We start from the raw sequence: 15,088 nt of genomic DNA, 5'->3' as shown, positions 1-15,088 counted from the left end.
AGAAACCTATCGCGTATTGCAACTGGCTTGCGCGAAAAACTTACCGTATTTGCAAGCTGGACCGGAACAAACTTGCGCACGCTCGAAAAGGCCGATTTCCGACCAAGTGACGGAAAATCATACAATTTTTGTGATATTTAGCGAATTTGCGCTCTGGAGCTGCCCGTCATTCAAACAGCTCCAGAGCAAATTATTACCTGGCGAGGCTCGCCTGAACATCATTCAGCGTCGCTTCAAGCGCTGACACCATCGTATCGATCTGCTGATCATTGATGATTAGCGGCGGGCAGAAGGCAAGTGTGTCGCCCATTGCGCGCGAAATGACGCCTCGCTCCTGAAGAGCTGCATTTGCCTGTGCACCCAGCGCACCAGCCTGCTCAAGGCCTGTCTTGGCCTGTTTGTCGGTGACAAGCTCGACACCGGCAATGAGACCGACGCCACGCACTTCGCCGACCAGAGGATGACCCTGCAACTCGCGCAGGCGCTTCTGCATATAGGCACCGCGGTCGCGCGCATTGGAGACCAGATCACGCTCTTCAATGATAGCGAGATTTTCCAACGCCACAGCCGCCGCCACCGGATGGCCCGATGCCGTGAAGCCCGTGCCAAGCGTGCCGATCTTGTGGCTTTCTTCGGCAATCGGAGCGTACACACGCTCATTGATGAGGAAGGCCGAAATCGGCAGATAGGATGACGAAAGCTGCTTCGACATGACCAGAATGTCAGGTTTCATGTCGAATGTCTGGCTGCCGAACAGATTGCCCGTCCGCCCGAAGCCACAAATGACTTCATCGGCGATCAGGAGAATATCGTAGCGCTTGAGAACCGCCTGAACCTTCTCCCAATAGGTTTTCGGCGGCACGACCACGCCGCCAGCACCCATCACAGGCTCGCCGATAAAGGCGGCGATAGTGTGGGGACCTTCAGCAAGAATCAACTGTTCCAGCTCATCCGCGAGTCGCGTTGCGAACTGTTCCTCGCTCTCGCCCACCTGCCCTTCACGATAGTGATGTGGACAGCCCGTATGCAGAATACGGTTGATCGGCAGATCGAAGGAGCGGTGATTGTTGGGCAGGCCAGTCAGGCTCGCAGAGGCAATCGTCACGCCGTGATAACCACGCTTGCGCGAGATGATTTTTTTGCGCTCCGGTTCGCCCAACGCATTGGAGCGATACCAGATCAGCTTGATAACCGTATCGTTAGCCTCGGAACCTGAATTGGTGAAGTAAGCCTTGCTCATCGGAACAGGAGCCATCGAAACAAGCTTTTCAGCCAGATCTATGACGGGGCCGTGTGAACGATAGGAGAATGTATGATAAAAAGGCAGCTTCTTCATTTGCCTTGCGGCTGCTTCAGCCAGACGCGGTTCCGAAAAGCCCACGCCGACACTCCAAAGTCCTGACATCGCTTCGATGTAGCGCTTGCCCGTGACATCTTCGACGTAAATGCCATCGCCACGCTCGATGACAAGCGGGCCTTCCGCTTCGAGGCGGACAGCGTCAGTGTAAGAATGGAGATGATAACGGATATCGCGGGCTTCAAGAGAGTTTGGCTGAGCAGTCATTCATTGATCCTCCGGGAAAGATAATGAATTTGTAGCCCGTTTCCGAAAAAGCGCAAACCGGAAAGCCGCTGAAAATTGCCCTTCGGATCAAACCGCCGAGGGACTTGGAAGAGATTTAGAGAAGACCGAAGGTGCGGGCTTTGGCGACCGCCTGAACTTTATTGACCGCAACCAGCTTTGTAAGCACATTACTGATGTGGAAATTCACCGTGCGTGTCGAAATGTTGAGGATCGTGCCGATTATCTCGGCAGTCTTTCCCTCGCTTGTCCAGCGCAGGATTTCCCGTTCACGCATCGTCAGGTTCACTTCCGAAACGCAATTCATCGTCGGAACATCGAGATGTTCATACATCGAAAGATGCAAAAGGTTGGCTGCGATCTGCATCTGACGTCACAACATTGAAACTTCGCCGGAAGATAATGCCTGGCCATTTCTCAGGAACGACAGCATTCCGAACACGCCCTGTGCCGCCCAGCACGGCTGGGAAATTCCAACCTTCAGACCGAAGCGCTGTGCGTCCGCCCAGATCTGCGGCGCATCTGCAAACAGCTTTGATGACCAGACCAGCGGCTCGATGCTGTTCAATGCCTTGCGAACCAGTGGGGCCAGATCCGCATATTTTATGGCCGCATAGTGATCGATCCATTCCCGCGGCAACGATCCAAAGCTAGGCTATTTGACGACACCGTTTAACAAAGGCACGCGTATGACATAGGCCGTGTGTGCAAAACCACACTGTTTGGCATAGGTATTTATGTATTCAAGGAGCTGTCCGGCATCGTCAGCAGATTGCATGGATTCATAGATTTGTTCCCATTTCATTGCAGACTTCTCAATGAAAAATATAACTATTGATGATTATTGAAATTCGACGAATTTAAATAAAACGCCAACAAATCACTAACGCATCCCTGTATTTTTCTATATATAGTATTGTGAAATATATAAATCACCACCAATTAAATATTACAGTTATATAAATTATGCTTTACTTTAATAAATACTTAATATCTACACAGCGCAACCTTTCGGAACAAGATGCGCGTTAAAATAGACCGTTGAGACGCGCGGATCTCGTTCAATCAGATGAAACGCGCTCTGAACGACAACTAAATCTGCACCCCAAAACACGGAATACCGGGCTGACGCCGCCTCGTCTGCTGATCTGCAGTCGATAAGCAACTACAAACCAGCCGAACGCGCTTGGCGCATCTGTCAGAAATACGAATATATGAGGTTAAGTTAATTGAGCTGCGACATTCATCATGCCGCAGCATCCTCGGCAGCCGCACCTGGTGTGTAGTTGAGGATCGGCGCAAGCCAGCGTTCGACCTCCTCAACCGCCATTCCCTTGCGGCTTGCGTAATCCTCGACCTGATCGCGCTCGACCTTGGCCACACCGAAATAATAGCTTTCCGGATGGCCTATATAGAGACCCGATACTGATGAGCCAGGCCACATCGCATAGCTTTCCGTCAATTCCACGCCCGTATTCGCAGTCGCGTCCAGAAGGCGGAAAAGCGCGGTCTTTTCAGTATGGTCGGGCTGGGATGGATAGCCCGGAGCCGGACGAATACCCTTGTAAGGTTCGCCAATCAGTTCTTCCGGCGTATAGGTTTCATCCGTCGCATAAGCCCAGAATTCCTTGCGCACGCGCTCATGCATCAGTTCCGCAAAGGCTTCGGCAAAACGGTCGGCCAGCGCCTTCACCAGAATGGCCGAGTAGTCGTCATTGGCGCGCTCGAAACGCTCGGCAATCGCGACTTCGCCAATGCCTGCCGTGACGACGAAACCGCCGACATAATCCTGCTTTCCACTTTCGACGGGAGCCACGAAGTCGGACATAGCGACATTCGGGCGACCATCACGCTTGCTGAGTTGCTGGCGCAAGGTGAAGAAGGTTGCAAGCTCCTCTTTCCGGCTTTCGTCGGTGAAGAGCCGGATATCGTCGCCCACCGTATTGGCTGGCCAGAAGCCGACAACAGCTTTCGGCGCAAACCACTTTTCGTCGATAATTTTCTTCAGCATCGCCTGTGCGTCGTCCCAGAGTTGGCGCGCAGCCTCGCCCTGCTTCTCATCTTCCAGGATCGCAGGATAACGGCCCTTCAATTCCCAGGTCTGGAAGAACGGTGTCCAGTCGATATAGCGGGCGATCTCAGCCAGATTATAATCATCGAAGGTCTTGGTGCCGGTAAAAGTCGGCTTTGTCGGCGCGAAACTCTCCCAGTCAAGCTTATGTGCATTGGCACGGGCACGAGCGATCGGAAGGCGCTGCTTTTCCGCTTCGTTGCGCGCATGAGCGGCTGCGACCTTGGCGTATTCCCCGCGCAGGCCGTCGACATAGGCCTGTTTGCCTTCCGGCGAGAGCAGGCTGGATACGACACCAACAGCGCGGCTGGCATCGATGACATAGACTGCCTGTCCGCGTTCATAACGCGGATGAATTTTGACCGCCGTATGAACGCGACTCGTGGTCGCCCCGCCGATCAACAGCGGAATGTCAAAGCCTTCGCGCTCCATTTCCGCCGCGACATGCGCCATTTCGTCGAGCGAAGGCGTGATGAGGCCGGAAAGGCCGATGATATCCACCTTTTCGTCACGCGCCACTTGCAAAATCTTTTGCGACGGTACCATCACGCCGAGATCGATGATCTCGTAATTGTTGCAGGCCAGTACGACGCCGACGATATTCTTGCCGATATCGTGCACGTCGCCTTTCACGGTCGCCATCAGCACCTTGCCGGCACTCTGACGTTCGCTGCCGCCGACCCCATTTTCAGCATTGCGGCGCTTTTCCTCTTCCATGTAAGGCAGGAGGACGGCCACGCCCTGCTTCATCACGCGGGCGGACTTGACCACCTGAGGCAGGAACATCTTGCCTGCGCCGAACAGATCGCCAACCACATTCATACCAGCCATCAGTGGGCCTTCGATGACGTGCAGCGGCCGTTCGGCAGCCTGACGCGCCTCTTCCGTATCGGCTTCGATATACTCGGTAATGCCGTTGACCAGCGCATGTGCGAGGCGCTTTTCCACTGGCCATTCGCGCCAGGCAAGATCCTGCACCCTGGCTTCCTTGGAACCTGAATCGCGGAAACGCTCGGCAATTTCCAGCAGCCGTTCCGTCGAGTCGGAACGGCGGTTCAGCACTACGTCCTCGCAGGCTTCACGCAATTCCGGATCGATGGCATCGTAGACCGCCAGCTGACCGGCATTGACGATGCCCATATCCATGCCCGCCTGAATGGCGTGGTAGAGGAACACGGCATGCATCGCCTCGCGCACCGGCTCATTGCCGCGGAACGAGAAAGACAGGTTCGACACGCCGCCCGACACATGGACATGCGGCAGGATCGCCATGATCTTCCGCGTCGCTTCGATGAAATCGACGCCATAATTATTGTGCTCGTCGATACCGGTCGCCACCGCAAAGATGTTCGGATCGAAGATGATGTCTTCCGGCGGGAAACCAACCTGCTCGGTCAGAATCTTGTAAGCGCGACTGCAGATTTCGATCTTGCGCGCTTCGGTATCGGCCTGTCCGGTTTCGTCGAACGCCATGACCACCACCGCCGCACCATAGGCGCGGACGAGCTTGGCGTGATGGATGAAGGCTTCCTCGCCTTCCTTCATCGAGATGGAGTTGACCACCGGCTTGCCCTGAACGCATTTCAGGCCAGCCTCGATGACTTCCCATTTGGAGCTGTCGATCATGATCGGCACACGGGCAATATCCGGCTCGGCAGCGATCAGATTGAGGAATTCGACCATCGCCTTTTCGGAATCGATCAGGCCTTCATCCATATTGATATCGATGATCTGGGCGCCATTGGCCACCTGATCGCGCGCCACATCGAGTGCGGCGGCAAAGTCGCCCGCCTTGATCAGCTTGCGGAACCGGGCGGAGCCGGTCACGTTGGTGCGCTCGCCGACATTGACGAAGGGAATGTCCTCGGTCAGCGTGAAAGGCTCAAGGCCCGAAAGACGCATCAGCGGCGCGACCTTGGCAGGCTTGCGCGGCGGGTGCTTTGCAACGGCCTCGGCAATGGCGCGGATATGCTCCGGCGTCGAGCCGCAGCAGCCGCCGACCACATTGACCATGCCGTCACGGGCAAAGCCTTCGATCTGGGCGGCCATCGCTTCCGGCGTTTCGTCATACTGGCCAAATTCGTTCGGCAGACCGGCATTCGGATAGGCGCAGATGAATGTGTCGGCGATGGTCGACAATTCATCCAGATGAGCGCGCATGGCATTGGCGCCGAGCGCGCAGTTGAGACCAATCGTGAACGGCCTGGCGTGACGCAGCGAATGCCAGAATGCCGTTGGCGTCTGGCCCGACAGGGTACGGCCGGAAAGATCGGTGATCGTGCCGGAAATCATCACCGGCAGGAAGATGCCCTTTTCCTCGAACACTTGTTCCGAGGCGAAAATGGCAGCCTTTGCATTCAGCGTGTCAAAGATGGTTTCGATCAGGATGATGTCGGAACCGCCGTCGATCAGCCCCCGGATCTGCTCGGCATAGGCAATGCGCAGATCATCGAAGGTGACGGCGCGGAAGCCGGGATTATTGACATCCGGCGACAGCGACGCTGTGCGGTTTGTCGGTCCAAGAGCGCCCGCAACGAAACGGCGGCGACCGTCCTTCTGCTCCGCGCGCAAGGCCGCGCGACGGGCAAGGCGCGCACCGTCGCGGTTCAGCTCATAGACCTGCTCTTCCATGCCGTAATCGGCCTGGGCAATCGTCGTGGACGAAAACGTATTGGTTTCGAGAATATCCGCGCCCGCAATGGCGTAGGCGTAATGGATTTCCTCAATAGCCTTGGGCTGGGTCAGCGTCAGAAGGTCGTTATTGCCCTGAAGCTGACAGTCGCAGGCGCCGAAGCGCTCACCCCGGAAATGTTCTTCATGAAAACCGAGTCCCTGGATCTGCGTCCCCATCGCACCATCAAGGATCAGGATGCGCTCGCGCGCTGCCTTGGTGAGAGCCGCCAGTACTTCAGAGCCATCCGGCTGCGCCGCCGTTGCACCAAAAAGACCATCGAGGGAAGAGGCCATCAAACACCGCCTGTATTCAATCTGTTACCAGGCAACAGGTCTGTTCGGGACATACCAATCTAAATTGCCTGCCATACGCACATTGCGAAAGTCGCTTAATGACATAAACATATCTTTATGTCAATTCGGAGAAGCCGTTCTCCGGCCTATAATCGAGCATCACCCATCTGTTGCCAGCTCGAAGAAATCGTGACTTCGCAGGGCCACCGCTGCGCCACATTGTCCAGGCAAAATAGGACCAAGGACAGTATGTGTTGTTTATTTTTACGCGCATCTTATCCGAAAGCCGTTTCACACTTTTCGGTATGCGCTGTGAGGAGAGGCCTATGAAAAGGTTTACTTATTCCCTGTTTGCCGCATGCTTGTCACTCGGCATGGGATTGTCTGCTGTTGCCGGGACTGCAAATGCGGCACAGCCGTCTCTGATGGTGACACCGTCCGCACAGACCTCCGCACCGAATGTGCAGAATGTTCAATATTACGACTACCGTGACTACTGGCGGGAAGACCGTCGTCACTGGCGACACGACCGTCCGCGTTATCGCCCTTACTATCGGTATGATCGTCGTTATTGGGGGCCGCCTCCCGCTTATCGCTACCGTCCAGCTCCGGTCTATCGTGGCGGCAACCCGCATGTGCGTTGGTGCTACAATCGTTATCGCTCTTATCGAGCCTATGATAACACGTTCCAGCCCAATTACGGGCCGCGGCGCCAGTGCTACTCGCCCTATCTCTGAATCAAAAAAGCCCCGGATAGTCCGGGGCTTTTTCTAAATGACGTGGTTTAGAAATCAGGTGACGTAGGCACCGATTGAAGCCGCAACCAGGCCGATCGCAACTGCAATCATCACGCCGTAAACGCGCGGCTTGTCAAACAAGACGGCAAAGGCCGCGAACCAGCTGACAACTGCAGCGCCTAGCGCGAATAAAAAGCCCGGCTTGTCGCCGTGATACAGGTTAGCCGCCATGAGGCCGCCGATAATCAGCGCACCAAAAACGATCATCAACCCTGTGGCATATCGCTCGTAATCGTCCATTTAAATTCCTCGGTTCCGCTCCCGCCGTGACAGGTGCCGGAAACTCTCGTCAATCCGTTTGGCCATTTAAGGGCATTGGCCGGTTGCCATCACACAATCATTATTCGTGTCGTTCTTCAACCATTTCACTGCGGCAATTTCCGCAATTATTACGACTTTTCACTTGAACGTTCCTATAGTCGCCCGATAACCGGCTTGCCGCGATCGAAACCATGCTAGTATCTCTTCCATGGAATCGTCAGGTATCACCATTTTCGAAACAGAGATCGGACCGTGCGGCATTGCCTGGCGCGGCCAAAAGATCGTTGGCGTCGAGATCGGAGACGCCGACGAGAAAGAAACCCGTTATCGGCTCGATGAGCGGTTCCCCGGTGCAGAAGATACCGATCTTCCGGTTTTCGTCACCAATACAATCCAAGGGGTGCGCGCGCTTTTGACCGGAGCCGCTGTCGATTTTTCCGACGCACCGCTGGCGCTCGATACCCAACCCGATCTCAACCGTCAGGTCTATGAAATCATCCTGGAACTGAAACCGGGCGAGACGACGACTTATGGCGCGATTGCGCGGCGGCTCGGCGATATCAGCCTCTCACAGGCTGTCGGCTATGCACTGGGCAAAAACCCGTTTCCAATCATTGTGCCATGCCATCGGGTACTGGGCGCCAATGGCAAGGTTGGCGGTTTTTCGGCGGCAGGGGGCACGGCGACGAAACTGAAGCTTCTCAATATCGAGCGCGCCAAAATCTCTAGCGAGCCCGATCTGTTTGGTGGTCTACCGCTGCAGGAAAAGCCGCTGGCTGACTGGTAATCAGCGCTTGTCTGTCACAACGTCTGCGGAAAAGCGCAATTCACGCATCGGACGCACAAGCTGCGTCGTGGCGTCATAGGTCGGATGCCTTTTGAAAGCAAAAAGCGCCTCCTCATCCTTGAACTCTGCATAGACAACGAGATCGATGCGTTCACACATCGGATCGACCTTGGAATTTGGCAGAACTTCGAAGACTTCGGAATGCGGGATGGTGCCAAGTTGCTCCAGCCCTTTCCTCACGGCCTCTATATCCTGACCTTCCTTGACGCTGAAGAAAACAATATGCCGGATCACGCCTCGACTCCTTGAAACTAATGAGGCGTGTCTAGCGCATCAAGGCGCGCAGAAAAATGGCAAATTTGAGTGATGTGCCTAACTGGTCTGGACACGACGCCAGGCAAACCCGCCCTCTTCCTGCACGGAACCGCGACCGGGCTGGTAATAGCCGGGCGTATCGACCAGACGATTTTCGCCGAGACGGCCTTGTGCAACCTTGTTGGTCACCTGAAGGCTGTCAAAGCCGGTGCGCAGCATCAGCGCGGCCTGATCGATCAGCACGTCGCCAACGGCTCGCAACTCACCGGCAAAACCTTCGCGGCGCAAAATCTCGGCCTTGGAATAGGAACGACCATCATTGAAAGCCGGGAACTGCAAGGCGATCAGCGGCACGCTGCCCAGATCATTCAGCAGCGGTTCAATGGCTTCGCCCGGTGCAACCGAAACGCCGATGCGGCGATTGGAGGCGCGGCGGCGCTCTTCACCCAGCCCGAGCCAGACGGCGAGCGGAATGACGATCGCCGGGGCGTCGCCCGCCGCTTCAAGATCGTCGGCAAAGACATAATCGTCTTCACGAAAGCCATCGGCGGACCAGAGTTTGGTTTCGTTGATATCGCTCATTTCCGCTCGGTGGCTCCCAATGTTTTAAGGCTGTCGGCAAGGCCAGTCAGATGGATGCCGCATTCTGTCTTTTCCGATCCCGCCCAGCGTCCGGCACGCTGGTCTTCGCCATCGCTCACGGGCCGCGAGCAGGGCATGCAGCCGATGGAACGATAGCCCTGCGCGGTCAGAGGATGCGGCGGCAGATCATGCTTTTCGGCATAGGCTTTGAGGTCTGCTGCCTGCAAACGCGCCAGCGGATTGATGCGAATGCGTGGGCCGACCGATTCAAACACCGGCAGGCTTTCGCGCGTCGATGCCTGAAACTGCTTGCGGCCCGTCATCCAGGCGCGATAGGGCGCGACGGCGCGCGCCATCGGCTCAACCTTGCGGATGAAGCAACAGCGGTCCTTGTCGGTCATCGACAGGGCACCGAACGGATCATCGCTTTTAAGACTATCCTCCAGCGGCAGGATATCCTGCACATCGGTCAGCCCCAGCCGGTCCACCAGATCGTGACGATAATCGAGCGTGGCCCGGAAATGCTTGCCCGTATCGAGAAACAGCACCGGGGTGGCCGGGTCAATTTCCGAGATCATATGCAAAAGCACAGCCGATTCCGCCCCGAAGGAAGACACGACCGCGATCTGCCCGTCAAAGAGTTCGCGCGTGACGAGCGCGATCACTTCCTGCGGGGTAGACGCACCGTGGCTGACCTCCAGAAGGCGGGCTTCGGCGCTGGCACTTTGTTCAGCATCAAGCTGCACGGCTTATTTCTCCATAAAGCGCGCGTTTGAACGGCTCCATGCCGACGCGGCGATAGGCGGCGAGGAAGTTTTCCTCCGGGCTTTCACGCAAGGACAGATAGGTGTCCACGACCGTTTCGATGGCATCCACCACTTCTTCCGACGAGAAGCCGCGACCGGTGATGTCACCAATGGTCGAATGCTCATCCGCCGAACCGCCAAGCGTGATCTGATAGAGTTCCTCACCCTTCTTCTCGACGCCCAGAATGCCGATATGGCCGACATGGTGATGGCCGCAGGCATTGATGCAGCCGGAAATCTTGATCTTGAGATCGCCGATTTCAAGCTGGCGCTGCTGGTCGCCGAAGCGTTCGGAAATACGCTGCGCCACCGGAATGGAGCGCGCATTGGCAAGGGCGCAATAGTCGAGACCGGGGCAAGCGATAATGTCGGTGATGAGACCGGCATTCGGCGTCACCAGACCGTCCGATTGCAGCAGATCATAGACCGCTGCGAGATCGGCCTTCGCCACGTGCGGCAGAACCAGATTCTGCTCGTGGCTGACGCGGATTTCATCAAAGGAATAGGTTTCGGCAATATCCGCCACCAGTTCCATCTGCTCGGCGCTTGCGTCACCGGGAATGCCGCCGATGGGCTTCAGCGAAATGGTGACCACGGCATAATCCGGGTTCTTATGCGGCGTGACATTGCGCGCCACCCAGCTTGCAAATTCCGCATCGGCCTTCTGGGTAACAGCCAGCACTTCCCAGCCTTCCGGCCGTTGCGGCAGGTTCGGCATGCGGAAATAGCTTTCGATGGCGCTGATATCGCGCTGCGGCAGCTTCAGCTCGCCATAACGAATATCTTCCCATTCAGCATCGATCTCGCGGGTCAGTTCTTCGACGCCCGTTTCATGGACGAGAATCTTGATACGCGCCTTATATTTGTTGTCGCGACGACCATGCAGATTATAGACGCGCACGATGGCCGTAACATAGGTCAGCATGTCCTCGATGGGCAGGAAGTCACGGATTTTCTTGGCAATCATCGGCGTGCGACCCTGACCGCCGCCAATATAGACGGCCAGTCCCAGATCGCCCGCCTCGTTCTTCTTCAGGTGCAAGCCGATGTCATGCACCTGAATGGCGGCGCGGTCATGGTCCGAGCCGACAATGGCGATCTTGAACTTGCGCGGCAGATAGGAAAATTCCGGATGCAGCGACGACCACTGGCGCAGAATTTCGGCGAAGGGACGCGGATCGGCCACTTCGTCGGCGGCAGCGCCTGCGAAATGATCGGCGGTCACGTTGCGTATGCAATTGCCGGAGGTCTGGATGGCATGCATCTCGACTTCCGCCAGTTCTTCCAGAATGCGCGGCACGTCCTTCAGCGAAGGCCAGTTATACTGGATGTTTTGTCGCGTGGTGAAATGGCCAAAGCCCCGATCATAGTCGCGCGCAATCGACCCAAGCCTGCGCAGCTGGCGGCTCGACAGCGTGCCATAGGGGATGGCCACGCGCAGCATATAGGCGTGCAATTGCAGATAGAGGCCGTTCATCAGACGCAGCGGCTTGAACTGGTCCTCGGTCAGCTCTCCTGTCAGGCGGCGCTCGACCTGATCCTTGAACTGGGCAACGCGGGCCGCAACAAAATCACGGTCGAATTCATCATAACGATACATAGTCTAGGTCCGGTTTCAGGAGGCACGCTTCAAAGCAGGCTTGTCGAGAGTCAGATCACCAAAGGTCACGATGGTCGGGCCGGAAAGGCGGATGCGCTCGCGCAGGCGGATTGGGTAAAGCCCCTCCTCGCGCTCCTCGACATCGATCACATTCACATCGACAACCAGATTGGCTTTCGCTGCAACCTTGCCCGCGTCTTCCAGCGCTGTGACAGCTTCGGCATGGCGAGCAACCAGCGCGCCGTCGATGGTCTCCTGCCACGAACCGTCAGCACCGAGCCACACAGCCTGCCCGTCGATCAGCCGGTTTGCTGTGAGAACTTTTACGACCATTTCCAAACTCCTCAAAATCACGCTGCTACGGAAACCGGCTTGAGAGCCAGCGCTTCGGCTTTGTCGATAGCGGCACCGGCGACTGCATCGCCAATGATCACCATGACCGGGCCCGAAAGCTCCTTGCGGCTTTCCAAATCCGGCAAATCCTTCAGCGTGCCGTGGAACAGGCGCTTGTCCTGCCGGCTCGCATTTTCCACCACCGCAACGGCGGTATCTTCGTGCAGGCCCGCACCAATCAGCCGCGCAGCAACCGATGCCGCGACCGTGGAGCCCATATAGACGGCAATCGTTGCACCCGAGACGGCGAGCTTCGCCCAGCCCGGCAGCACGTCGCCCGTCATGTCATGACCGGTGGTGAACACCAGCGACGAGGCAACGCCGCGCAGGGTCAGCGGCAATTCCATATCGGCAGCGGCAGCAAAGGCCGAGGTGATGCCGGGCACGATTTCGAAACCGATACCGGCGGCACGCAGTGCCGCCATTTCCTCGCCTGCGCGCCCGAAAACCAGAGGATCGCCGGATTTCAGCCGCACAACGCGCTTGCCTTCCCGACCCAGCGAAACCAGCAGACGGTTGATCTCGTCCTGGCTTTTGGAATGGCAGCCCTTGCGCTTGCCGACGGCAAGGCGCTCGGCGTCACGACGGCCCATGGCGATGACGCCTTCCGGCACCAGCGCATCATGCACGATGACATCGGCTTCCATCAAAGCGCGGTGCGCGCGAAGCGTCAGTAGGTCTTCGGCACCCGGACCGGCGCCGACCACCCAGACATAACCGGCGGCATTGTCGCGCTGCTCGATCAGGTCGCTCGCAGCCTTATAGGCTTCCACTCGGTCGCCATTTTCAATGGCGCTGGCAACACGGCCCGAAAAGAAACCGCGCCAGAAACTGCGACGCGCCAGACCCTTGGGCAACGCACGCTCGACCAGTGGACGCCAGCTTTCGGCGAAATGCGCAAGCTCGCCAAGGCGCGGCGAAAAGGCGGCATCGATACGTGCACGAACCATCTGCGCCAGAACCGGAGCGCTTCCTTCCGAGCCGATGGCAATCGTTAGCGGCGCGCGGTTGACGATGGCAGGCGTCAGGAAATCGCAAAGGGCAGGACGGTCCACGACATTGACCGGAACCCTCTCGGCCTTGACCACAGCGGCAACGGCGCGGTCCTGCGCTTCATCGCCGGTCGCCACGAAAACAAGCTTTGCGCCAGCGACATGTTTCGGCGCAAAAGGTGCAGCCACATGCTCCGCACCATGGCTTGCAATAAAATCGGCCAGATGATGCTCTGTTTCTTCGGCAACGATGCGAAGACGTGCGGATGTCTGCGCCACGAGGCGCGCCTTGTTCAAAGCTTCCTCGCCGCCGCCAACGACGACAACCACCTCTTCCGACACCCGGAAGAAGGCAGGAAAATCAGCCAGTAAACGCTTTTGCGGTAGAGACACGGCGCGATCCTTGGGAGCATTTCCAGCGAAAGTGGATACCGGTTTCGCGTGCGGGAATGCGTCTTGTGAAAGTTGGCGCCATTATCTATGGAGAGCGGGAGATTTATAAGAAACGTGCTTGCGCGCGAAAATGATGGCGAGCATCACTTTTTCTCAAAACAGCCGATTGCGGGATTTTAATTTCCCATAAGACCGGAAATATATCCCACAATTTTTATAGGATTTACATAGACTTATCGATAAGCGCCGCTCGTGAAGAACGCCGGAACGTGTTTCGGCAGGCGGAGCGGCAGCACGGCAATCAGGTCGAAGCGCAGCGACAGGCGGGCATGGTCGGGCTGGCGTAGCAGCCAGAGATCGGCTGCGGCTTCGATACGGTGCATCGCCTGCGGTGTGACGGCGAGTTGCGCTGCTTCCAGACTGCTCCGCGCCTTGACCTCGACGATCAGCACCAGATTGCCCCGCCGGGCGTTCAGGTCGATTTCGCCGAGCCGTGTCCGATAGCGTCGCGCGACAATGCGAAAACCTTTCAGAAGAAGCACCATCGCCGCAAAGCGTTCGGCGCAGTGTCCGCGAAAGAAAGCAATGCGCTTTTTCTCGCGGAGGCCTGTCATTGCTGATCCAATTTCAGTTGCATAAGACGCTGATAGAGAACCGATTTCTGTCCGCCGGTCATGCGCGCCGCTTCGCCTGCCGCCTTGGATGGCGGCAGCTCTGCGGCAAGCGACAGAAGCAGCTTGTCGATGTCTTCCTCACTTTGCGGAATGGCATTGCCTGTCGGCGGTCCGACCAGCAGAACCACTTCACCGCGAATGCGATCCTCGCCGTCGAACTCCTTCGCCAGTTCACCCAGTGGCGCGGTGCGAATGGTTTCATAGGCCTTGGTCAGTTCGCGGCAGAGCGCGCCCAGACGATCCGTCCCGAACACTTCGGCCATTTCGGTCAGCGTCGCTGCAGTCCGGTTGGGCGATTCATAGAAAACCAGCGTCGCGTCGATGCCCTTGAGACTTTCGAGTTTCGTCTGCTTTTGCCCGTGCTTGGACGGCAGGAAGCCACAGAACATGAAGGCATCGGTCGGCAGGCCCGAAGCGGCAAGTGCGGCCAGAACGGCGGAAGCGCCCGGAATGGGAACGACACGAATACCCGCCTCGCGTGCTTCTCCGACCAGACGAAAACCCGGATCGGAAATGAGCGGCGTGCCCGCATCGGACACCAGCGCAACGCTTTTACCCGCTGTCAGTGCCGCAATCAGCTTTTCACCAGCCTCCGCAGCATTGTGCTCGTGATAGCTGATCGGACGGCGGGAAATGCCGTAGCGGTCGAGGAGAACGCGGGTCACACGGGTGTCCTCGCAAGCCAGAACATCGGCTGCGGCGAGCGTTTCGATGCCGCGCAGCGTCATATCGCCAAGATTACCGATCGGCGTGGAGACAATATAGAGCGCGGGCTCCAGCGGACGGGCGCGCATGGCCGTGCCACCCACCACATAATCGCGCCGTCCATCGCCAAGATTCTGGGCGCCTGTTTCTTCCGTCATCATGG

13 protein-coding genes and 1 pseudogene are annotated in these 15,088 nt (G+C 57.2%); 2 read left to right on the top strand and 12 right to left on the bottom strand.

Annotated features, from left to right (window positions below; translation table 11 throughout):
* Positions 1–193: 193 nt before the first annotated feature.
* From CQZ93_RS01010 to metH, 3 genes and pseudogenes are all read right to left on the bottom strand, one after another.
* Positions 194–1,564: an aspartate aminotransferase family protein gene (locus tag CQZ93_RS01010; protein WP_105540924.1), complete on the bottom strand. Its 1,371-nt coding sequence runs from the start codon at positions 1,562–1,564 to the stop codon at positions 194–196.
* A 115-nt stretch (positions 1,565–1,679) separates the two neighbouring features.
* Positions 1,680–2,387 (bottom strand): annotated as a pseudogene (locus CQZ93_RS01005) (LuxR family transcriptional regulator).
* Between the two features lie 441 nt (positions 2,388–2,828).
* Entirely contained in the window at positions 2,829–6,620 is a 3,792-nt protein-coding gene (gene metH / locus CQZ93_RS01000; RefSeq protein ID WP_105540923.1) for a methionine synthase, read from the bottom strand.
* A 326-nt stretch (positions 6,621–6,946) separates the two neighbouring features.
* Here metH and CQZ93_RS00995 point away from each other — a divergent pair, with 326 nt between their 5' ends.
* Positions 6,947–7,357, top strand: a complete 411-nt coding sequence (locus CQZ93_RS00995) for a BA14K family protein (protein WP_105540922.1) — start codon at positions 6,947–6,949, stop codon at positions 7,355–7,357.
* 54 nt (positions 7,358–7,411) lie between these two features.
* Here CQZ93_RS00995 and CQZ93_RS00990 read toward each other — a convergent pair whose 3' ends face one another.
* Positions 7,412–7,657, bottom strand: a complete 246-nt coding sequence (locus CQZ93_RS00990) for a hypothetical protein (protein ID WP_010658028.1) — start codon at positions 7,655–7,657, stop codon at positions 7,412–7,414.
* 229 nt (positions 7,658–7,886) lie between these two features.
* Here CQZ93_RS00990 and CQZ93_RS00985 point away from each other — a divergent pair, with 229 nt between their 5' ends.
* Positions 7,887–8,465, top strand: coding sequence for a methylated-DNA--[protein]-cysteine S-methyltransferase (locus CQZ93_RS00985; RefSeq protein ID WP_105540921.1), 579 nt, complete (start codon positions 7,887–7,889; stop codon positions 8,463–8,465).
* On the opposite strand, the gene CQZ93_RS00980 is transcribed toward CQZ93_RS00985, so the two are convergent.
* From CQZ93_RS00980 to rsmI, 8 genes are all read right to left on the bottom strand, one after another.
* Positions 8,466–8,759 carry a Dabb family protein gene (locus CQZ93_RS00980; protein ID WP_105540920.1) on the bottom strand — a complete coding sequence of 98 codons (294 nt, stop codon included), beginning with the start codon at positions 8,757–8,759 and terminating at the stop codon, positions 8,466–8,468.
* A gap of 78 nt (positions 8,760–8,837) precedes the next feature.
* Complete coding sequence (locus tag CQZ93_RS00975) at positions 8,838–9,362, bottom strand: DUF934 domain-containing protein (protein ID WP_105540919.1); 525 nt, start codon at positions 9,360–9,362, stop codon at positions 8,838–8,840.
* Entirely contained in the window at positions 9,359–10,108 is a 750-nt protein-coding gene (locus CQZ93_RS00970; protein ID WP_105540918.1) for a phosphoadenylyl-sulfate reductase, read from the bottom strand. The genes CQZ93_RS00975 and CQZ93_RS00970 overlap by 4 nt, the downstream gene beginning before the upstream one ends.
* Positions 10,098–11,768, bottom strand: a complete 1,671-nt coding sequence (locus tag CQZ93_RS00965) for a nitrite/sulfite reductase (protein WP_105540917.1) — start codon at positions 11,766–11,768, stop codon at positions 10,098–10,100. Before CQZ93_RS00965 ends, CQZ93_RS00970 begins: the two co-directional genes overlap by 11 nt.
* Before the next feature lie 15 nt (positions 11,769–11,783).
* Positions 11,784–12,101 carry a DUF2849 domain-containing protein gene (locus tag CQZ93_RS00960; RefSeq protein WP_105540916.1) on the bottom strand — a complete coding sequence of 106 codons (318 nt, stop codon included), beginning with the start codon at positions 12,099–12,101 and terminating at the stop codon, positions 11,784–11,786.
* A 17-nt stretch (positions 12,102–12,118) separates the two neighbouring features.
* Positions 12,119–13,546 carry a siroheme synthase CysG gene (cysG, locus tag CQZ93_RS00955; RefSeq protein WP_105540915.1) on the bottom strand — a complete coding sequence of 476 codons (1,428 nt, stop codon included), beginning with the start codon at positions 13,544–13,546 and terminating at the stop codon, positions 12,119–12,121.
* A 233-nt stretch (positions 13,547–13,779) separates the two neighbouring features.
* On the bottom strand, positions 13,780–14,160 hold the full coding sequence (locus CQZ93_RS00950) for a YraN family protein (RefSeq protein WP_105540914.1): 381 nt from the start codon (positions 14,158–14,160) through the stop codon (positions 13,780–13,782).
* Complete coding sequence (gene rsmI / locus CQZ93_RS00945) at positions 14,157–15,083, bottom strand: 16S rRNA (cytidine(1402)-2'-O)-methyltransferase (RefSeq protein WP_105543125.1); 927 nt, start codon at positions 15,081–15,083, stop codon at positions 14,157–14,159. Before rsmI ends, CQZ93_RS00950 begins: the two co-directional genes overlap by 4 nt.
* Between the last annotated feature and the right edge of the window lie 5 nt (positions 15,084–15,088).

Origin of the sequence: Ochrobactrum vermis, from assembly GCF_002975205.1 — a bacterium.
Classification (GTDB): Bacteria; Pseudomonadota; Alphaproteobacteria; order Rhizobiales; family Rhizobiaceae; genus Brucella; species Brucella vermis.
Note: the sequence above shows the minus strand (reverse complement) of the source record. Positions and strands in the feature narration are given on the sequence as shown.